Raw genomic sequence first — 18,541 nt, forward strand, 5'->3', positions numbered from 1 at the left:
CGCGTAGCGATCTGATGCGCCCACAGGTCCCGGATGACGCTCACGTCGTCCTGCGGTGCAGGCAGCGGCCCAGACGGACTGCGGGCGCCGGAATCCCAGGAGCGCGTAGCGATCTGATGCGCCCACAGGTCCCGGATGACGCTCACGTCGTCCTGCGGTGCAGGCAGCGGCCCAGACGGCTGGCAGACGCCAAGCCGGGAGGAGCGCGTAGCGATCTGACGCGGAGGGCCGTCCCGGAGGGAATTCACGGCGGGCCCGATGGCTGGTCTACCGGCCCCCGACCACCTCGCCTCATCGCTGATCCGGCCGTGTGTCCATCAATCGACCGTCCCGTTCCTTTGGGGGTTTCCCGGCAGTCTTCGTTTTTCCGGGGCGGGACGGCCTGTCAAGGGTGGCCGAAGGCCATCGCGCAGCGACGCGACGAAGGAGCGCCCTTGACAGGCCGGCCCGACACGGAAGGACGATGAGACGGACGGGAAAGCCCCAACCCCTCCCTGAGACCGGTCAAGGGGACCCCGCCCCTCCCCGACCCCGCTCCGCCGCCCACCCCCGCCCGGCGGAGCCCCCCGCATCCACCCGGGTGAGCCCCGCGCACCCGCCGTGACGCCTCGTCGGACCCCGCGCTCCCCCGTGGCAGCATCGGCCAGCGGAGGTGATTACATGACAAACCGACTACTCGGATGCGGCATCAGCTGCCTCGCCGCCGCCCTTCTCGTCGCCGCCGCGCCCCCGCCCCCCGCCCGGGCCGAGCCCGTCGGGGAGTTGCTCACCCGGCTCCAGGGGCTGTACCAGCAGGCCGAGGAAGCCGCCGAGGCCTACAACGCCGCCGAGGTCGCCCTCAAGGCCCGCCGGGCGGAGGAGGCGCAGCTCACCTCCGCCCTCGGCCGGGCGCGCTCCGCCCTGGACTCCGAACGGGCCACCGCCGGGCGGCTGGCCCGGGAGCAGTACCAGGGGGCCCAGGGCGGCGGGCTCTCCCCGTACCTGAGGATGCTGCTCTCCGGCGACCCCCAGCAGGCCCTGGACCAGCGCCGCCTCGCCGCACGCGAAGGCGCCCGGCGGGCCGGGGTCGTGGCGCGGCTGGAGCGGGACCGGGAACAGGCGCGGACGCTCGCGGACGCCGCACGCAAGGCCCTCGACGCGCAGCAGGGCCTCGCCGCGCAGCAGAGGGACGCCCAGCGGCAGGTCACCGGCCGGCTCAAGGAGGTCGAGCGGCTCCTCGCCTCCCTCACCCCCGCCGAACTCGCCCGGCTCAGCTCCCGGGAGGCGGCCGTCACCGCCGGTGCGCAGCGCACGCTGGTGGACTCGGGCCGGCTGCCCGCCCGGACGACCCCGCCCACGGCCGAGGGCAACGCCGCCCTCCGCTACGCGACGGCCCAGATCGGCAAGCCGTACGTGTGGGGCGCCGAGGGGCCGGCCTCCTTCGACTGCTCCGGGCTGACCTCGCAGGCCTGGGAGCACGCCGGACGGCCCATCCCGCGCACCAGCCAGGAGCAGTGGGCGCAGCTGCCCCGGGTGCCGCTGGACCGGCTGCGCCCGGGTGACCTGGTGGTCTACTTCCCCAAGGCCACCCACGTGGCCCTGTACATCGGCGACGGCAAGGTGATCCAGGCCCCCCGCCCCGGCGCCCGGGTGAAGGTGTCCCCGATCGCGGCGAACCCGTTGCTGGGCGCGGTCCGTCCCGACCCGGACGGGACCCCGCTGGCGCACTTCACGCCGCCACCGCTACCGGAGGCCGCGACGACGGGGGACGACAGCGGCTACGACGCCGGCTATGACGCGGAGGAGGGGCCGGCCTCCTCCGCCACGGCCGCCAGGTAGTCCTCCGTGTCCTGCGCGTCGTAGAAGTAGGAGTCGAAGTCGGCCGGGTTGTCGAAGCCGTTGGCGAATCGATCCGCCACGCGCTGGTGCTGCCCGGCCGCTCCGATCAGGTTCAGCACGTGCTCCGGCGGGGCGCCCAGCATGGCGTTGGTCCACTGGGTGACGGGCTTGCCGGTGGTGAACCAGTACTTGTCGAAGGTCGCCTTCATCCACGCCTCGTCGAACGGCTTGTCGCCGTGCATCAGGATCGACGAGAGGTAGGAGGCGGCGCACTTCGCGGCGGCGTTGGACCCCTGCCCGGTGATGGGGTCGTTGGCGACGACCACGTCCGCCACGCCCAGCACCAGCCCGCCGCCCGGCAGCCGCCCGACGGGCTTGCGGACCACCGGCGCGTAGCGGCCGGCCAGCGTGCCGCCCGCGTCCGTCAGCTCGACCTTCGTGGCGCGGGCGTACTCCCACGGAACGAACTTCTCCATGAGCTCCAGCGTCAGCTCCAGGTGCTCCCCCGGGTCGTTGACGCCCTGGAAGACATCGAGCGGGCCGCCCGGCAGGCCCTCCCAGAACAGGATGTCCGCCCGGCCCGACGTCGTCAGCGTCGGCATCACGAACAGCTCGCCGACGCCGGGTACGAGGTTGCACCGCACGGCGTCGGTGTCCGGGTGCTCGGGGCGCGGGGCGAGCCCGTGCACGTAGGCGACGGCCAGCGCGCGCTGGGGGCTGTCGTACGGGGAGCGTGCCGCGTCCCGCCCGAACATGGAGACGAGTTCGCCCTTGCCGGCGGCGACCAGCACCAGCTCGTAGGCGCGCGAGAAGTAGTCCAGGTCGGCGACGGACGCGCCGTGGATGACCAGCTGTCCGCCCCGCTGCACGAACACGTCGAGCCAGCCGGCCATCTTGACGCGCTGGTCCACGGACTGGGCGTAGCCCTTGAGCCGGCCGAGCCAGTCGACGGCGCGGCCGCCGTCGGGGGCGGCGACGGAGACGCCGAGGCCCTCGATCCTGGGGGCCTGCCGCTCCCAGAAGTTCAGCTGGAGGTCGCGCTCGTGCCGGAGGGCGGAGTCGAACATGCACTGCGTGGACATGACCCGTCCGGTGCGGATCTCGTCCGCCGTCCGGTTGGACATGAGGGTGACCTCGTAGCCCTTCGCCTGGAGGCCGAGGGCGAGCTGGAGGCCGGACTGCCCGGCCCCCACGACAAGTATCCTGCGCATCTCACGTTCTCAATCTGAGCAGTACGGGCTCAATCTGAGCAGTACGGGCGGTACGGGGCTGCGTGCGGGAACCACGGGCCGGGCCGGCTACGCGGGCGTGGCGTCCAGCGCGTGGCCCACCAGGGTCAGCAGGGACTCGACGACCGTGGCCCGGCGCCGCGCGTCCATGATCACGACGGGAACGTCCGGCGGGATGGTGAGCGCCTCCCGCACGTCCTCCGGCTCGTACGGCTTCGAGCCCTCGAAGTGGTTGACGGCGACGGCGTACGGCAGCCCGCAGCTCTCGAAGTAGTCGAGGGCGGGGAAGCAGTCGCGCAGCCGGCGCGTGTCGGCGAGCACCAGGCCGCCGATGGCGCCGCGCACCAGGTCGTCCCACATGAACCAGAACCGCTCCTGGCCCGGGGTCCCGTACACGTACAGCACGAGGTCGTCGGCCAGGGTGATGCGGCCGAAGTCCATGGCGACGGTGGTCGTGCTCTTGTCCGGGGTCCCGGTCAGGTCGTCGGTGGGGACGCTGGCCTGGGTCATCACCGCCTCGGTGCGCAGCGGGGTGATCTCGGAGACGGAGGACACGAAGGTGGTCTTGCCGACGCCGAACCCGCCCGCGACGAGCACCTTGACGGCGACGGGCGCGCGCGAGCGGTCGTACTGCCACGGCTGGACGGGCTCGTCGTCCAGCAGGAGCGCGGTGTCCGGGCCCGAGACGGCATCAGAGACGGCGAAGGCCATCGAGCACCCTTTCCAGCAGCGCGCGTTCGGGGCGGCCGGTGCCGTGCCCCGTGCCGTAGACGCGGATCCGGCCCTGGTCGGCGAGGTCGCTGACCAGGACCCGGACCACGCCGAGCGGCAGCTTCAGCAGCGCGGATATCTCGGCGATGGTCCGCATCCGCCGGCAGACCTCGACGATGGCCCGCATCTCGGGCATCCGGTCGGGCGTCTTGGCCGGTCCGGCGTCCAGGGTGGCGACGAACGTCTCCACCAGCAGCACCTGCGTGAAGCGGGTGCGGCCGCCCGTGAGGGAGTACGGGCGGACGCGGGCGGGGCGCCGGTCGGCGCCGCGTATCGGCAGCCGGTCGGAGGCCGTACTCCTCACGGGGTGTTCTCCATCGACTGGCGCAGCTCGCTGCGGACTTCCGGGGTCAGGACGTGGCCGGCGCGGCCGACGAACAGGGCCATGTGGTAGGCGACGACTCCCATGTCGCAGTCGGGCGTGGCGTGCACGCCGAGCAGGGAGCCGTCACTGATGGACATGACGAAGACGGAGCCGTTCTCCATCGCCACCATCGTCTGCTTGACCGAGCCGAACTCCATCAGGGAGGCGGCGCCCGTGGTGAGGCTGCCGAGCCCGGACACGATGGTGGCGAGGTCGGCCGAGGCCCCGCGGGGACCCTTGGGCCGGGCGCCCTTGCCCGACTCCGGTGCCGACTCGGAGGAGAGCAGCAGCAGCCCGTCCGAGGACACGACGGCGACGGAGTTGACCCCGGGCACCTCCTCCACCAGGTCGGTCAGCAGCCACTGCAGGTTGCGGGCCTGGCTGCTCAGTCCGTACGTACTGGGCGCGGTCATGTGCGTGCCTCCTGTGCGGTGTCCCCCTGGTCTGTGTGTCCCTGCCCGTGGGCCTCCTGGGCCCCCGGACCCCCCGGGGTCTGCCGCTGGTCCTGCGCCAGTTCGGCGGCGACGACCCGGCGTCCGTCCTGGGCGCCCTGGTAGAAACCGCCGAGACGGCGGCGGAGTTCCTCGGCGTCGACCCGACGCGGCTCGGGGCGGGCCGCGGCGGGGCGTCCGGCGCCGCCGCCGGGGGCGGCCACGGCGCGCGGGGTGCGCTTGGGGAGGCCCTTGGCGGTGACGGCCTCGTTGACGGGATCGGGGTGGCTGCCCTGGCGGGGGACGAAGCCGTCGTCCGCGTCGGACGCCCGCCGGTGTCCGCCCTGGTCGGCGTCGCCGCGTTCACGGCGCGGCAGTCCTGCCTTGCGTACGGGGCCACCGGGCGCGGTGCCCGGTTCACCGGCGGCGTCCTCCCGGGCGGGGTCGGCCGCCGCGAAGGCGTCCGCGTCGGCGTCGGCCACGACCCGCGCGAGGAGCTCCTCCCCGGGACCGGCCCCGCCCGGCGCCTCCGCCGCGGGGGCGGGCACCGTGAAGACCTGATCGGCGGGCGGTGCCGCGTCCTCGAAGCCGGCCGGGGGCTCCTCGGCGTGCGGGTCGGCGGCCGGCGGCGTCTCGGCGCCGGCCGTGAAGACCTGGTCCGCCGGGGGCATCCGGCCGTCGTCGAAGGCTTCGGCGAGCGGCACGACCCGGGCGGGCCGCTCCTCGTCGTGGAGGTCGGTGCCGGCGGCCTTCTTCGAGAAGGCACCCGTCCCGAAGGCCTCGGCCACCAGGTCCGCGGCGGCGAAGCCCTCGGACGCGTCGTAGTCGGCCGGGTCGGTGTCGTCCGCCTCGATCCCGGCGGCCCCGCGCTCCCCGTCCGCTTCCGCGGCGGCGCCTATCCCGGCATCCCCGTCCACGGCATCCGCGTCCACGGCGTCCCCGTCCACGGCATCCGCGTCCACGGCATCCGTGTCGACGACATCCGTGTCCACGGCACCCGCGTCCTCGGCATCCCCGTCCACGGCGTCCGCGGCCTGCGCGGTACCGGCCTGGGCGCCCTCGCGCCCGGGGGCGGCGGCCTCCGCCTCGAACGCCTCGGCCAGCGTGACCACCTTGGCGGTCTCGTCAGGGGCCGGGGCCGGCTCCTCCGCCGGCCGCGGGCGCAGCCGGGGCGGGAGGGTGTGCTCGTTGGCTTCGGCGATCACGCCGGGCAGCTGGTACGCGGGCGCGCCGGAGGATCCCAGGCTGTGGACCGGGGAGACCGGGGGCGCGTCCGGCAGCAGCGAGGCCGGGATGACGACGACGGCCTCCGTGCCGCCGTGGGCGGCGGCGCGCAGCTCCGCGGTGACGCCGTGGCGGGCCGCGAGCCGGCCGGCGACGTACAGGCCGAGGCCCAGGCCGTGTTCGGCCTCGGGCTCCTCGTCGTAGGCCTCGGGGGTGGAGAGGCGGGAGTTGAGGGAGTCGAGCCGGTCCCCGGTGACGCCGATGCCCTCGTCGACGACGGACAGCACCACGTCACCGGCGTCGGTGATCAGTCCGGAGACCTTCACCTTGGCTTCCGGCGGGGAGAAGGTGGTGGCGTTCTCCAGGAGCTCGGCGACGACGTGGGAGATGTCGTCGGCGGCGTGCCCGGCGACCTGCGTGTAGGAGGGCAGGGCGGTCAGGTCGACGCGCTCGTAGCGTTCGATCTCGCTGACGGCGGCGCGCATGACGTCGACCAGCGGCACCGGCAGGCTCTGGCCGTGGCCGTGCTCCTGCCCGGCGAGGACCAGGAGGTTCTCGTTGTGGCGGCGCATGACCGTGGCGAGGTGGTCGAGCTTGAAGAGGGTGGCGAGCCGGTCGGGGTCGCCTTCCTTGGACTCCAGCTCCTCGATGACGGCGAGCTGGCGCTCGACGAGGCCGAGGGTGCGCAGGGAGAGCGAGACGGAGGTGGTCGACATGACGCGGCGGTGCTCTTCGAGCCCGGCGCGCAGCTCCGCCAGTTCCCCTTCGAGGGCCTTGCGGGTGGAGGCCAGCTCCTTCTCGCGGGCTTCGCGGCTGGAGGCCAGGGCCTCGTTGCGGCCGATGAGCCTGCGCCGGTCGGCGTCGAGGCCGGCGATCTTCGTGTGGAGGGCGACGGTCTGCTCGCGCACGGCGTTGAGGTGGCGGACGACCTCGGCGAACTCGTCGTTGCGGCCGGTGAAGCGCACCGGCTCCTGGGAGCCCTCCGGGGTGGCCAGCCGCTCGGCGCCGCGGCGCAGGACGGACAGGGGCCGGGTCAGGGAGCGGGCGACGCCGGTGGCGAAGCCGATGGCGAAGAGGAAGAGGGCGCCGAGTCCGGCGACCACCAGCTCCAGCCGGGTCACGTCGTCGTCGCGCAGGGTGGCGAGGGCGGTGGCCCGCTGGCCGGCGAGGGTGGCCTCGACGGAACGCATGCGGTCGATGCGTGCGGTCAGCGCGGCGGCGAGGGCGCCGGGGTCGGTGGCCTTGCGTTCGGCGGGGGTCAGGGCGGGCCGCTCGGTGAGCCGCTTGAGCTGGTCCTCGGCGCTCTTGACCTCGGGGCCGGTGACGGTGGCGGCGAGGGTCTGGCGCACGTCGGGGCGCGCGGCCCGGTTGAAGTCGTCGAGGGCGGCCTGTTCGCGGACGCGGGAGCGCTGCGCGGCGCCGCTGAGTTCGTCGGCGAGGGCGTTGTTCGGGGCCTGTTCGGCGCGGGGGACGGCCAGCGCGGCGAGCAGCAGCCCGCGGGTGGCGGAGGCCTGGTCCACGGCCTGGCCCAGCGGGGCCATGGGGCGGGTGACGGCGAGGGCGGCCTCTGCCCGCGGCGGGGTGAGCTCGGCGAGCCGGTCGCCGGGGGCGAGGAGTTCGGTGATGACGCCGGCGTAGGCCTGCTGGGCCGCCACCGGGGTGCCCTTGCCGTCGACGGCCTCGGCGCGGGCGGCCTTGACGTGGCCGAGGGCGCGGGCGAGGTCCTCGTCGGCCTCCGGGCGGAGTTCGGCGAGCTGGCGGTCGGTGCGCGCGGTGCGCTCGTCGACGGGGGCCTTGGCGTTGCCGGGCCGGCCCTTGGCCACGTACTCGACGACGGCGTCGCGCTCGTCGCCGAGGAGGTGGACGAGGGTGAGGGCGTGCTGTGTCTGCTCGGCGAGGGTGACGAGTCGCTGGGAGTCGTCCAGTTCCCTGGTGGCGGAGACGACGGCGGGGGTGCCGGCCGCGAGGACGGTGAGTCCGGCGACTGCTACTCCGACGACCAGCCTGCTGCGGACGCGCACACGGCGTCCTGCCTTGGCGGGTCCGTCGGCGCTGGCGGTGCCGTTCTTCCGAGACCGCTTCTTCTGCACCGGTGCTCGCAATCCTGTACGTGGGGTCGTGCTCGTCTACTCGTGTGGCCGAGGTAACGGCCGGTCAACAAGTAAACGCCCCCTGCCCCCTCGTACCGCCTCAGACCTTCGCAGTGTGTTGGGAGGAGAGCCGCACATCGCCCACCCGGCCACTCGAAGGAGTGAACATCACGGAGGAGTGGCCGACCAACTCGGGCACGGCGTGCCAGAGGCCCTCCGTGGACGGGCGGTTGAAAGATCGAGGCGGGCTTTGGCAATATGCCCGCCCACATTTACCGGCAGTACCTTTCCGGCATTGGTACGTACCTGAACGGCGCCAAAGGCCTCCGGTGGGCAGAATGTCCGTATGCGCATCGACCTCGCCTCGGCCCCCGGCAGCGCGGAACGCCCCAACGAGGACTGGGTGTCGGCGTCGACACCTGCGGCGGGAGGGGGTGTTGTGGTCGTCCTGGACGGGGTCACTCCGCCCCGCGGGGACGACGGCTGCGCGCACGGAGTGCCCTGGTTCGCCACCCGGCTGGGTGGCCGATTGACCGAACTGTCCGGATCGCGGCGGGACATGCCCCTGGACCGGATCCTGGCACGGGCCATCGGGGACACGGCCGACGCACACCGGGGCACCTGTGACCTTTCTCACGTCCGCACACCGCAGGCGACGGTGGTGATGGCGCGCTGGGACGAGACCTGCGTGGAGCACCTGGTGCTCTCGGACTCGGTGCTCCTGCTGCGGGCGCCCGGCGGCGGGGTCACGGCCGTCCTGGACAACCGGCTGGACCGCCTCCCGCACGGGGTGCGCGGCTCGGTGGCGGCGACGGACGCGCTGCGCAACGCCGAGGGCGGGTTCTTCACCGCCGCCGCCGACCCGTCGGTGGCGGTCCGGGCCGTCATCGGGCGCACCCCGCGCGCCCGGGTGGGCGCGCTGGCCGCGCTGACGGACGGGGCGAGCCGGTGGACGGACACGTTCGGGCAGGGCGACTGGGCCGCCTGCCTGGACGTGCTGCGGGACGAGGGCGCGCAGGGGCTGATCCGGCGGGTCCGGGCCATCGAGGCCGATCCGCTGCGCCCGCCGGGCCGGCACAAGCGCCACGACGACGCCTCGGCGGTGTACGCGGAGCTGTGAGCGCCCGCCGACGCCCGGGGCGGCTACTCCTCGCCGGAGTTCAGCTGGTTGAGCAGCCGGGCCAGCTCGGCGACCTCGCCGCGGTCCCAGTCGGCCAGCTTGCGCATGTACTGCTCGCGCCGGGCGCCCCGGACGCGCAGGAACCGGTCCCGGCCCTCGTCGGTCAGGCCGACGAGGAAGGCGCGGCCGTCGGCGGGGTCCGGCTCGCGGGCGACCAGGCCCAGCAGCTCCAGGGCGCGCAGCTGGCGGCTCATGGTGGCCTTGCCGACGCCGAAGTAGGCGGCCAGCTCGGTGGCCCGCTGGCGGCCGGCGGCCTCCAGCCGGACGAGCAGCCCGTACGCGGCGGGCTCCAGCTCGGGGTGCAGGGCGCGGGCCATCTCGCCCGAGGAGGCGCGGGCCCGCCGCAGGAAGACGGACAGCTCCCGCTCCAGCGCGAGGAACTCCTGGTCTTCACTGCCGTGCACGTGCGCTCCCATCCGTGGAGGGGTGCGAGCCTGGCACCCCTGTACGGGTCCAGTATTTCCCAGGTGGCGCGCCGGAGGCCCGGGGCCCCGCCGATCGGGGGTCCCGGGCCTCCGGTGACGCCGCGCCGCCGGTCAGGCGGCCTTGGTGAAGGAGACCACCGCCGGGGCGAGGGCCAGCTCCAGCACCTGGCGCACGTCGGTCACCGGGTGCACCTCCAGCCCCTCCAGCACCTCGCTGGGGACGTCGTCCAGGTCGGCTTCGTTGCGCTTCGGGATGATCACGGTGGTCAGCCCGGCCCGGTGGGCGGCGAGCAGCTTCTGCTTGACCCCGCCGATGGGCAGCACCCGCCCGGTCAGCGAGACCTCGCCGGTCATGGCCACGTCCGTGCGGACCTGGCGGCCGGAGAGCAGGGAGGCCAGCGCGGTCGTCATGGTGATGCCCGCGCTCGGCCCGTCCTTGGGGACGGCGCCCGCCGGGAAGTGGATGTGCACCCCCCGGTCCTTCAGGTCGGCGACCGGGAGCTCCAGCTCGGCTCCGTGCGAGCGCAGGAAGCTCAGCGCGATCTGCGCCGACTCCTTCATCACGTCGCCCAGCTGCCCGGTCAGGGTCAGCCCGGCGGCGCCCGTCTCCGGGTCGGCCAGGGAGGCCTCGACGAAGAGCACGTCCCCGCCGGCGCCGGTCACGGCGAGACCGGTGGCCACGCCCGGGACCGCCGTGCGCCGCTCCGCCGGGTCCTGGGCGGACTCCGGCACGTGGTGCGGCCGGCCGATCAGGCCGCGCAACTCGCCCGCGCCGATGGAGAACGGGAACTCCCGCTCGCCCAGCTCGTGCTGCGAGGCGACCTTGCGCAGCAGCCGCGCGATGGACCGCTCCAGGGTGCGCACGCCCGCCTCACGGGTGTACTCGCCGGCCAGTTTGCGCAGGGCGTCCTCCTCCAGGACCACCTCCTCGCCGGTCAGCCCGGCGCGCTCCAGCTGGCGGGGCAGCAGGTGGTCGCGGGCGATGACGACCTTCTCGTCCTCGGTGTAGCCGTCGAGGCGCACCAGCTCCATCCGGTCGGCCAGGGCTTCGGGGATGGCCTCCAGCACGTTGGCCGTGGCCAGGAAGACCACGTCGCTCAGGTCGAGCTCGACCTCCAGGTAGTGGTCGCGGAAGGTGTGGTTCTGCGCCGGGTCCAGCACCTCCAGCAGGGCCGCCGCGGGGTCGCCGCGGAAGTCGGAGCCGACCTTGTCGATCTCGTCGAGGAGCACGACCGGGTTCATGGACCCGGCCTCCTTGATCGCCCGGACGATGCGGCCGGGCAGGGCGCCGACGTAGGTCCTGCGGTGGCCGCGGATCTCGGCCTCGTCGCGTACGCCGCCGAGGGCGACGCGGACGAACTTGCGGCCCATGGCGTGGGCCACGGACTCCCCGAGCGAGGTCTTGCCGACGCCGGGGGGCCCGACCAGCGCCAGCACGGCACCGCCGCGCCGGCCGCCGATGACGCCCATCCCGCGCTCGCCGCGCCGCTTGCGCACCGCGAGGTACTCGGTGATGCGGTCCTTCACGTCGTTCAGCCCGGCGTGCTCGGCGTCCAGCACGGCCCGCGCGCCCTGGATGTCGTACCGGTCCTCGCTGCGCTCGTTCCAGGGCAGTTCCAGGACGGTGTCCAGCCAGGTGCGGATCCAGGAGCCCTCGGGGCTCTGGTCGCTGGACCGCTCCAGCTTGTCGACCTCCTTGAGGGCGGCCTCGCGCACCTTCTCGGGCAGGTCGGCGGCCTCGACGCGGGCGCGGTAGTCGTCGGACTCCTCGCCCTCCTTCTCCCCGCCCAGCTCGCGCAGTTCCTTGCGGACGGCCTCCAGCTGACGCCGCAGCAGGAACTCGCGCTGCTGCTTCTCGACGCCGTCCTGGACGTCCTTGGCGATGGACTCGGCGACGTCCTGCTCGGCGAGGTGGTCGCTGAGCGCCTTGACGGCGAGCCGCAGGCGGGCGACCGGGTCGACGGTCTCCAGCAGTTCGACCTTCTGCGCGACGGTCAGGAAGGGCGAGTAGCCGGAGTTGTCGGCGAGCGCCGAGACCCCCTCGATCTGCTGCACCCGGTCCACGACCTGCCAGGCGCCGCGCTTCTTGAGCCAGCTGGTCGCCAGGGCCTTGTACTCCTTGACGAGCTCGGCGACCGCCCCGGGCAGCGGGTCGGGCACCTTCTCCTCCACGGTCTCCCCCTCGACCCAGAGCGCCGCCCCGGGCCCGGTGGTCCCGGCGCCGATCCGGACGCGGCCGCGCCCGCGGATCAGCGCCCCGGGATCGCCGTCGGAGAGCCGCCCGACCTGTTCGACGGTCCCGAGCACACCGATGCCGGCGTACTTGCCGTCGACCCGCGGTACGAGCAGCACCCGGGGCTTCCCGCTGCCCCGCGCCGCCTGCGCGGCCTCGACGGCGGCGCGCACCTCGGCGTCGGACAGGTCCAGCGGGACGACCATCCCGGGCAGCACGACCTCGTCGTCGAGCGGCAGCACGGGCAGGGTGAGCGTTACGGACGTCGAAGCCATGATCTTCCCTCCGGCAGTGAAGTTGAGCTATGCCGACTCAATGCTTCTGCGCCTGCCGATGTTCCCCAACAGGCGTTCGCCGGGGGCGAACACCTCGGCGGCCCTCTCCGTAGCACCATGAGCCCATGGCAGACATACGACGGACCGTCAGCTCGGGCTCCCCGCTGGAACCCCGGATCGGCTTCTCCCGCGCGGTGCGCGTGGGACGGCACGTGGCGGTGGCGGGCACGGCGCCGATCGGGGACGACGGCTCCACGGTGGGCCCGGGCGACGTGTACGCCCAGACGGTCCGGTGCCTGGACATCGCCCAGCGGGCCCTGGAGGAGGCGGGCGCCTCGCTCGGACACACCGTGCGGACCCGCATCATGCTGACGGACGTCACCCGCTGGGAGGAGGCCGCACGAGCCCACGGCGAACGCTTCGCCGGCATCCGCCCGGCCGCCACCTTCGTCGAGGTCTCGCGCTTCATCGACCCCGCCTGGCTGGTCGAGGTGGAGGTCGATGCCGTCCTCGACGAGGACTAGGCCGTCGGCGCCCCGATGGTGATGTCCCCCGAGCTGGTGCGGACCGTGATGGTCGACCGGGCGTCGGGGCTGTCGACGAGGGAGATCCGGCGGGTCCCGGCGGAGGTGTCGGTGGAGAGCCGGTAGGGGCCCTGCGGGGCCTTGAGTCCGACGTCGCCGGAGCTGGTGGTGACGGACACGGAGGCCGGGGCCTTCGCGAACTCCGCCCCCACGTCCCCGGAGCTCGCCCGGAACTCGGCCTCGGCCCCTTCCAGACGGGTGGCGGTGATCCGCCCCGAGCTGGTGCGCACCTTCAGCGGGCCGGTGATCCCCTCGGCGCGGACGTCTCCGGAGGACGAGGTCAGCTCGGCGCGGGCGACCCCCTTGACGGTGATGTCCCCGCTGCTGCTCTCGACCCGTACCCGCGCCGCCGCCGGCACCTCCAGGCGGTAGTCGATCCAGCAGTCGTCCTCGCAGCCGTCGCTGAAGGTCAGCACCCCGCCCGAGACCTGCTGCCCGGGCGCGGGCGCCGTGCCGCCGCGGTAGTGGACGACCCGGCGGACGCCCACCCCGGGCCCGGGGCCCGGGACCACCTCGACGTCACCGCTGCGGACGTCCTTCAGCTCGACCGCCGTCACCGCCTCGGAGACGGTGGCGTCGGCGTCGGCGGTCTTCTCGGGGCCCACCCCGGTGAGGGCGCAGCCGGACAGCAGGAGAACGGCCCCGAGGGCCGTGGCGGCGAGGCGGGTTGACGCGGTGTGAGGTGCCATACCGACAAGCCTGCCCAGTGCGGCCCCGGACCGCGCGGGTGCGGGCATCCCAACCGGGGGTGGTGCCAGCCCCACCCCTGCCCCCGGCCGCCTCCCCCGGCCCCCGTCTCAGCCTCCGACCGCCACGGGCCGGTCCGAGGGCATCCCCCACTCGCTCCACGAGCCGTCGTACACGGCGCCCTCCCCGTACCCGGCCAGGGTCGCCCCCAGTGCGAGCACGCACGCCGTCACCCCGGAGCCGCAGCTGAAGCAGAACCGCTCGCGCCGTCCGGCCAACGCCTCGAAGACCTCCCGGAGTTCCCCGGCCGGGCGCATCCGCCCGTCGGGCCCCTGGAGCTCGCCGAACGGCAGGTTCAGGGCGCCCGGCATGTGCCCGCCGCGCAGCCCCGGCCGCGGTTCGGGGGCGGTACCGGCGAACCGCTCCCGCGTCCGGGCGTCGAGTACGGCGACGGCCGGGTCGCCGAGCGCGGCGGCGACGGTGTCGGCGTCCACGAACAGCCCGGGGCGCGGCCGGGCGGTGAAGGACCCGCGCGGCCCCCCGTACGCCGCCGCCGCGGCCTCGACGGGCAGACCGGCGGCCCTCCAGGCGGGCAGCCCGCCGTCCAGCACGGCGACCCGGTCGAAGCCCATGGCCCGGAACATCCACCAGGCACGGGCACTGGAGTAGATGCCGGCGGCGTCGTACACGACCACCGCGTCGGCGTCGTCGACGCCGAGGTCCCGCACGGCCTCCTCGAACGCCGCCGCCGTCGGCATGGTGTGCGGGACGGGGGCGCCGTGGTCGGAGAGACCGCCGTCCAGGTCGAAGGGCCGGGCCCCGGGAATCCTCGTGCCCCCGGCCCGCAGCGCCCCGACGGAGGCGTCGAACACCACGACCCGGCGGAGGTTCCCGCCGAGCCAGTCGACGGTGACGAGGGGCCCGGGTATCGCGGGCACGGGTGTCTCGGGCACGGGCATGCGGAGCCTCCGGGGCGGGGTCGGAAACGATCTCCCGGCCATCCTCGCCCACCGCGGGCGGCCCGGGGCCCTGGATGGCCGGGATCCCGCCGAACGGCGGGGGACGGCCGCCGCCCCCGCCCTCGTGCCGCCTCACGCGCACCCGCCCCGGCGCGCGTAGACCGCCACCCGCGCCCCGCGGACCTCCGTCACCGAGCAGCGGTCGAAGGCGGCCGCCAGGGTGTCGCGTTTCGCCGCCTCGGCCGGGTACGGGTCCAGCGGCTGGCCCGCGGGGTCCAGGAGCGCTATCACCCGGGGCGAGGACAGCAGGGCCGCCCGCACGCCGTCCGCCGGGAGCTCCGTGCCGTGGAGGGTGTGCGAGGCGGCCGGGGGTCCGGCCAGGGCCACGTCGCGCAGCCCCGCGTACACCCTGGGCGAGGACAGCAGCCACTCCCGTCTGCGGGCGGGCATGAAGAGCACGGCGTCCCCCGGCCGGGCCCGTTCCCGTACCGCCGCGGCGACCGCGAGGACGTCGTCCTTGCGGCTCTCCGGAGTCCGCAGCCACGCCGACCACACCCCCACCGGCACCAGCAGCGCGGCCCCCAGCATCCACGGCAGCCACCGCCGGGTGCCCGCTCCCCGAACCGGCCGCGCCCCCGCCGCCCTGACCCCCGCCAGCAGGGCGAATCCGGCCAGGGCGTACAGGACGTACCGGTCGACGTACCAGGGGTGGACCAGCGAGACCGTCATCAGCAGCCCCGGCGGCAGCAGCGCCAGGGGCACCGCGACCCGGACCACGTCCGGCCCCCGCCCCCGGGCCCGGCGCTCCCCCCGGGCCAGCAGCACCACCGCGACCACCAGCACCCCGTACGCGGCCCAGTCCTGCCAGCCGGGCCGGCCCAGCCAGCCCAGCTGCCGCCCGGCCTGCCCGGCGCTCACCACGGCCAGCGGCGCCAGCCCGGCGGCGACCGCCCCGGCCGCCCACCGCCAGCCCCTCTCCCGCCAGGCGGTGAACGCGTGCGCGAGCAGCGCCAGGGCCGCGAACTCGTGCAGCCAGCAGCCCAGGAGCAGCACCACGGCGTAAGCGGCCCACCGGCCCCGCAGCATGAGGTGGGTCGCCCAGGCCACGGCTGCGGCGACCAGGGCGTACGAGCGCCCCTCCTGGCCGTACATCTGCACGGGCGGGAGCAGGACGTACACCACGCCCGCCCACAGCGCGGCCCGCTCCCCCGCCAGCCGGTGCGCGACGGCGGCCACCCCGCCGGCGGCGAGGGCGGTACCCGCCACGGACGGCAGCCGCAGCGCCCACAGGCCGCCGCCGCCGGCGCCCGCGCCGCCGTCCCCCCACAGGGCGAACACGGCGTGCATGACCCCGTAGTACAGCCCGTGGACCGCGTCGACCTGTCCGAGCAGCGCCCAGAGCGCGCCGGCCGGCCGGTGGGCCGCCTGCCAGGTCGTGGACTCGTCGCGCCACATGCTGCCGCCGCCGGGGCCGCGCGCCAGCCCCCACAGGCCGAGCAGGAGGAAGGCGAGCAGCGGCGGGAACCAGCGCCAGGGGGCCGAGCGGCGGATGACGTCCTCCGGGGTGCTTTCCGTAGCGGGTCGGGGCCTCCATACTCGGGGGCGTACCGGTGACCCGCTGGAGGTGGGCGTGCGAGCGATGCGAGCGGCCGGGGCCGCGGCGGCGGTGCTGCTGGCCGCGGTGTCCCTGGCGGGGTGCGACCGCGACGGGTCCCCGGGCGGCCCGGCTCCGGCGGGGGCCACGGCACCCGCCTCCGCCACGGCCTCCCCCGCGTCCTCCCCTTCGGCCACCGCCCCGCAGCCGCCGGCCACCACCCCCGCCGGCCCCCGGCCCGCCCCTCCGTCCACCGCGGCCCCGTCCACCGAGCGCCTCCTGCGCGTCACCCGCAGCGGCGGTTTCGCCGGCCGGACCCGCACCCTCCTCGTCAACGGCGACGGCTCCTGGACCCTCCTCGGCGAGCAGGACAAGGACCTCCGCAGGGGCCGCCTCACCCCCGCCGGCCTGGAGGATCTGCGTACGGCGCTCCGCGCGGCGGACTTCGCCCACCTGCCCCGCACGGCGACCGCCGAGCCGCCGGTCCGCGACGGGTTCACGTACTCCTTCGCGCACGGCGGTTTCGAGGTGGCGGCCGACCAGACGGTGCTGCCGCGGGCGCTTTCCAAGGTGCTGGAGGCCCTCCCCGGATTCGACGCCGCATGAGGAATCCGGGATGAATCTCTGATTCCGCATGCGGCCGGGTCCTGTCCGAACCCTCCATGGCCGCAGGCCTGTGCCTCCTCTACGCTGCACCCCAGCCATCACGCGGATCATCAGGGGCGGGACATGGAACAGACGCACACGACCCACAGCGGAGCCGCGGCCACCCCAGGTGCCCAGCGGCGCGTGCTGGTGGTCGAGGACGACCGCACCATCGCCGACGCGATCGCGGCCCGGCTGCGCGCCGAGGGCTTCCAGGTGCAGACCGCCCACGACGGTCCGGCCGCGGTCGCGGCCGCCGAGAGCTGGCTGCCCGAGCTGCTGGTGCTGGACGTCATGCTGCCCGGCTTCGACGGGCTGGAGGTGTGCCGGCGGGTGCAGGCGCAGCGGCCGGTCCCGGTGCTGATGCTGACGGCCCGGGACGACGAGACCGACATGCTGGTCGGCCTCGGGGTCGGGGCGGACGACTACATGACGAAGCCGTTCTCCATGCGCGAGCTGGCGGCGCGGGTCCACGTGCTGCTGCGCCGGGTCGAGCGGGCCACGCAGGCCGCGACGGCCCCGCGCGGGGCGACCCTGAGGCTGGGGGACCTGGAGATCGACCACGCGCAGCGGCGGGTGCGGGTGCAGGCGGAGGACGTGCACCTGACGCCGACCGAGTTCGACCTGCTGGTCTGTCTGGCGGGGAGCCCGCGGGCGGTGCTGTCGCGGGAGCAGCTGCTGGCGGAGGTGTGGGACTGGGCCGACGCCTCGGGCACCCGGACGGTCGACAGCCACATCAAGGCCCTGCGCCGGAAGATCGGCGCGGAGCGGATCCGTACGGTCCACGGCGTCGGGTACGCCCTGGAGACCCCGGCGCAGGCGTGAGCGGCGGGCGTCCCGGGGGCGGCCTGCGGCCGTTCTCGCCGTTCTCGATCAAGACGAAGCTGGGCACGCTCGTCGTGGTGTCGGTCTTCATCACCACGGGCCTGCTGATGGTGGCGCTGCGCACGGACACGGAGCTGCGGTTCATCACCGTCTTCTCGGTGATCGCCTCGATGCTGATCACCCAGTTCGTGGCGCACGGCCTGACGGCGCCGCTGGACGAGATGACGACGGTCGCCCGGGCGATCTCGCACGGGGACTACACGCGCCGGGTGCGCGGGGCCGGGCGGCGGGACGAGCTGGGTGATCTGGCGTCGACGATCAACCGGATGGCCGACGATCTGGAGGCCGAGGACAGGCACCGTCGAGAGCTGGTCGCGAACGTCTCGCACGAGCTCCGCACTCCGATCGCGGGGCTGCGGGCGGTGCTGGAGAACGTGGTGGACGGGGTCTCGGAGGCCGATCCGGAAACCATGCGGACGATGCTGAAGCAGGCGGAGCGGCTCGGCCGGCTGGTGGAGACGCTGCTGGACCTGTCGCGGGTGGACAACGGGGTGGTGCCGCTGAAGGCGCGCCGCTTCGAGGTGTGGCCGTACCTGTCGGGGGTGCTGAAGGAGTCGGGGCTGGCGGCTGCGGGGCGGCCTGGGCTGTCTTCCGGTTCGGGTGGGCACACCCGTAACGACGTGCACCTCCACCTGGACGTGCATCCTCCGGAGCTGACCGCGTACGCCGACGCGGAGCGGCTGCACCAGGTGGTGGCCAACCTGATCGACAACGCGGTGAAGCACAGTCCGGCGCACGGCCGGGTGACGGTCCGGGCGCGCTGCGGCGACACGCCCGGGAGCCTGGCCCTGGAGGTCGTGGACGAGGGGCCCGGAATCCCGGAGGCGGAGCGCCACCGGGTCTTCGAGCGCTTCAACCGCGGGTCGGCTGGCGGCGGCGACGGGGGCACGGGGCTGGGGCTGGCGATCGCCCGCTGGGCCGTCGGCCTGCACGGAGGGGATATCCGCGTGGCCGAATCGTCACGTGGTTGCCGAATCCTCGTCACCCTTCCGGGCAGCTCGCCGGTGCTGTCTTGACGTAGGGTTCGAGTGCGAAGGACATGATCTCGGCCACACGTGCCCGGGGTCGTCAGGGGTGCGAGGCCGCGGGGGTCGCAACCTCGCTGCCCCCTACCCGAACCACGCTTGTTTCCCGCCATTCCACGCGA

The 18,541-nt window shown here is 74.6% G+C and carries 16 protein-coding genes; 6 read left to right on the plus strand and 10 right to left on the minus strand.

Annotation, left to right across the window (positions count from 1 at the left end; all coding sequences use genetic code 11):
- Positions 1-660: 660 nt before the first annotated feature.
- Positions 661-1,818 carry a C40 family peptidase gene (locus WDV06_RS01760; RefSeq protein ID WP_395507784.1) on the plus strand — a complete coding sequence of 386 codons (1,158 nt, stop codon included), beginning with the start codon at positions 661-663 and terminating at the stop codon, positions 1,816-1,818.
- On the opposite strand, the gene WDV06_RS01765 is transcribed toward WDV06_RS01760, so the two are convergent.
- From WDV06_RS01765 to WDV06_RS01785, 5 genes are all read right to left on the minus strand, one after another.
- Complete coding sequence (locus WDV06_RS01765; protein WP_395507785.1) at positions 1,770-3,029, minus strand: styrene monooxygenase/indole monooxygenase family protein; 1,260 nt, start codon at positions 3,027-3,029, stop codon at positions 1,770-1,772. The two genes, WDV06_RS01760 and WDV06_RS01765, sit on opposite strands and share 49 nt — an antisense overlap.
- A gap of 87 nt (positions 3,030-3,116) precedes the next feature.
- Positions 3,117-3,758 carry a GTP-binding protein gene (locus WDV06_RS01770; protein WP_395507786.1) on the minus strand — a complete coding sequence of 214 codons (642 nt, stop codon included), beginning with the start codon at positions 3,756-3,758 and terminating at the stop codon, positions 3,117-3,119.
- Entirely contained in the window at positions 3,739-4,122 is a 384-nt protein-coding gene (locus WDV06_RS01775; protein WP_045950061.1) for a DUF742 domain-containing protein, read from the minus strand. The genes WDV06_RS01770 and WDV06_RS01775 overlap by 20 nt, the downstream gene beginning before the upstream one ends.
- Positions 4,119-4,595 (minus strand): roadblock/LC7 domain-containing protein, encoded by a 477-nt coding sequence (locus WDV06_RS01780; RefSeq protein ID WP_395507787.1) that lies wholly within the window; start codon positions 4,593-4,595, stop codon positions 4,119-4,121. The genes WDV06_RS01775 and WDV06_RS01780 overlap by 4 nt, the downstream gene beginning before the upstream one ends.
- Positions 4,592-7,858, minus strand: coding sequence for a sensor histidine kinase (locus WDV06_RS01785; RefSeq protein WP_395507788.1), 3,267 nt, complete (start codon positions 7,856-7,858; stop codon positions 4,592-4,594). The genes WDV06_RS01780 and WDV06_RS01785 overlap by 4 nt, the downstream gene beginning before the upstream one ends.
- 415 nt (positions 7,859-8,273) lie before the next feature.
- On the opposite strand from WDV06_RS01785, the gene WDV06_RS01790 reads away from it, so the two are divergent.
- Positions 8,274-9,047 carry a hypothetical protein gene (locus tag WDV06_RS01790; protein ID WP_395507789.1) on the plus strand — a complete coding sequence of 258 codons (774 nt, stop codon included), beginning with the start codon at positions 8,274-8,276 and terminating at the stop codon, positions 9,045-9,047.
- Positions 9,048-9,070: 23 nt separating this feature from the next.
- Here the strand turns inward: WDV06_RS01790 and WDV06_RS01795 are convergent, their stop codons facing one another.
- Both WDV06_RS01795 and lon read right to left on the minus strand, forming a co-directional pair.
- Positions 9,071-9,523 carry a MarR family winged helix-turn-helix transcriptional regulator gene (locus tag WDV06_RS01795; protein WP_395507790.1) on the minus strand — a complete coding sequence of 151 codons (453 nt, stop codon included), beginning with the start codon at positions 9,521-9,523 and terminating at the stop codon, positions 9,071-9,073.
- Positions 9,524-9,643: 120 nt separating this feature from the next.
- Positions 9,644-12,040, minus strand: a complete 2,397-nt coding sequence (gene lon, locus WDV06_RS01800) for an endopeptidase La (protein ID WP_395507791.1) — start codon at positions 12,038-12,040, stop codon at positions 9,644-9,646.
- A gap of 125 nt (positions 12,041-12,165) precedes the next feature.
- On the opposite strand from lon, the gene WDV06_RS01805 reads away from it, so the two are divergent.
- Complete coding sequence (locus WDV06_RS01805; protein WP_395507792.1) at positions 12,166-12,564, plus strand: RidA family protein; 399 nt, start codon at positions 12,166-12,168, stop codon at positions 12,562-12,564.
- On the opposite strand, the gene WDV06_RS01810 is transcribed toward WDV06_RS01805, so the two are convergent.
- From WDV06_RS01810 to WDV06_RS01820, 3 genes are all read right to left on the minus strand, one after another.
- A complete protein-coding gene (locus WDV06_RS01810; protein WP_395507793.1) occupies positions 12,561-13,313 on the minus strand; it encodes a DUF4097 family beta strand repeat-containing protein in 753 nt (250 codons plus the stop codon). The genes WDV06_RS01805 and WDV06_RS01810 overlap by 4 nt on opposite strands.
- A 108-nt stretch (positions 13,314-13,421) precedes the next feature.
- Positions 13,422-14,270 carry a sulfurtransferase gene (locus WDV06_RS01815; protein WP_395507794.1) on the minus strand — a complete coding sequence of 283 codons (849 nt, stop codon included), beginning with the start codon at positions 14,268-14,270 and terminating at the stop codon, positions 13,422-13,424.
- 132 nt (positions 14,271-14,402) lie between these two features.
- Positions 14,403-15,725: a hypothetical protein gene (locus tag WDV06_RS01820; RefSeq protein ID WP_395507795.1), complete on the minus strand. Its 1,323-nt coding sequence runs from the start codon at positions 15,723-15,725 to the stop codon at positions 14,403-14,405.
- A gap of 175 nt (positions 15,726-15,900) precedes the next feature.
- On the opposite strand from WDV06_RS01820, the gene WDV06_RS01825 reads away from it, so the two are divergent.
- The 3 genes from WDV06_RS01825 (at position 15,901) to WDV06_RS01835 (ending at position 18,410) form a co-directional block, all read left to right on the plus strand.
- A complete protein-coding gene (locus WDV06_RS01825; protein ID WP_395507796.1) occupies positions 15,901-16,470 on the plus strand; it encodes a hypothetical protein in 570 nt (189 codons plus the stop codon).
- Between the two features lie 123 nt (positions 16,471-16,593).
- Entirely contained in the window at positions 16,594-17,334 is a 741-nt protein-coding gene (locus tag WDV06_RS01830; protein WP_395507797.1) for a response regulator transcription factor, read from the plus strand.
- Positions 17,331-18,410 (plus strand): HAMP domain-containing sensor histidine kinase, encoded by a 1,080-nt coding sequence (locus tag WDV06_RS01835; RefSeq protein WP_395507798.1) that lies wholly within the window; start codon positions 17,331-17,333, stop codon positions 18,408-18,410. Before WDV06_RS01830 ends, WDV06_RS01835 begins: the two co-directional genes overlap by 4 nt.
- The last annotated feature ends 131 nt before the right edge of the window (positions 18,411-18,541 follow it).

The sequence above is a fragment of the Streptomyces racemochromogenes genome (assembly GCF_044129415.1).
GTDB lineage: Bacteria > Actinomycetota > Actinomycetes > Streptomycetales > Streptomycetaceae > Streptomyces > Streptomyces racemochromogenes_A.

Coding starts and splice junctions, on each gene's coding strand:
- WDV06_RS01805 (WP_395507792.1), top strand. CDS start 12,166: ATGGCAGACATACGACGGACCGTCAGCTCGGGCTCCCCGCTGGAACCC.
- WDV06_RS01770 (WP_395507786.1), bottom strand. CDS start 3,758: ATGGCCTTCGCCGTCTCTGATGCCGTCTCGGGCCCGGACACCGCGCTC.
- WDV06_RS01815 (WP_395507794.1), bottom strand. CDS start 14,270: ATGCCCGTGCCCGAGACACCCGTGCCCGCGATACCCGGGCCCCTCGTC.
- WDV06_RS01790 (WP_395507789.1), top strand. CDS start 8,274: ATGCGCATCGACCTCGCCTCGGCCCCCGGCAGCGCGGAACGCCCCAAC.
- WDV06_RS01810 (WP_395507793.1), bottom strand. CDS start 13,313: ATGGCACCTCACACCGCGTCAACCCGCCTCGCCGCCACGGCCCTCGGG.
- WDV06_RS01760 (WP_395507784.1), top strand. CDS start 661: ATGACAAACCGACTACTCGGATGCGGCATCAGCTGCCTCGCCGCCGCC.
- WDV06_RS01830 (WP_395507797.1), top strand. CDS start 16,594: ATGGAACAGACGCACACGACCCACAGCGGAGCCGCGGCCACCCCAGGT.
- WDV06_RS01820 (WP_395507795.1), bottom strand. CDS start 15,725: ATGTGGCGCGACGAGTCCACGACCTGGCAGGCGGCCCACCGGCCGGCC.
- WDV06_RS01765 (WP_395507785.1), bottom strand. CDS start 3,029: ATGCGCAGGATACTTGTCGTGGGGGCCGGGCAGTCCGGCCTCCAGCTC.
- WDV06_RS01795 (WP_395507790.1), bottom strand. CDS start 9,523: ATGGGAGCGCACGTGCACGGCAGTGAAGACCAGGAGTTCCTCGCGCTG.
- lon (WP_395507791.1), bottom strand. CDS start 12,040: ATGGCTTCGACGTCCGTAACGCTCACCCTGCCCGTGCTGCCGCTCGAC.
- WDV06_RS01780 (WP_395507787.1), bottom strand. CDS start 4,595: ATGACCGCGCCCAGTACGTACGGACTGAGCAGCCAGGCCCGCAACCTG.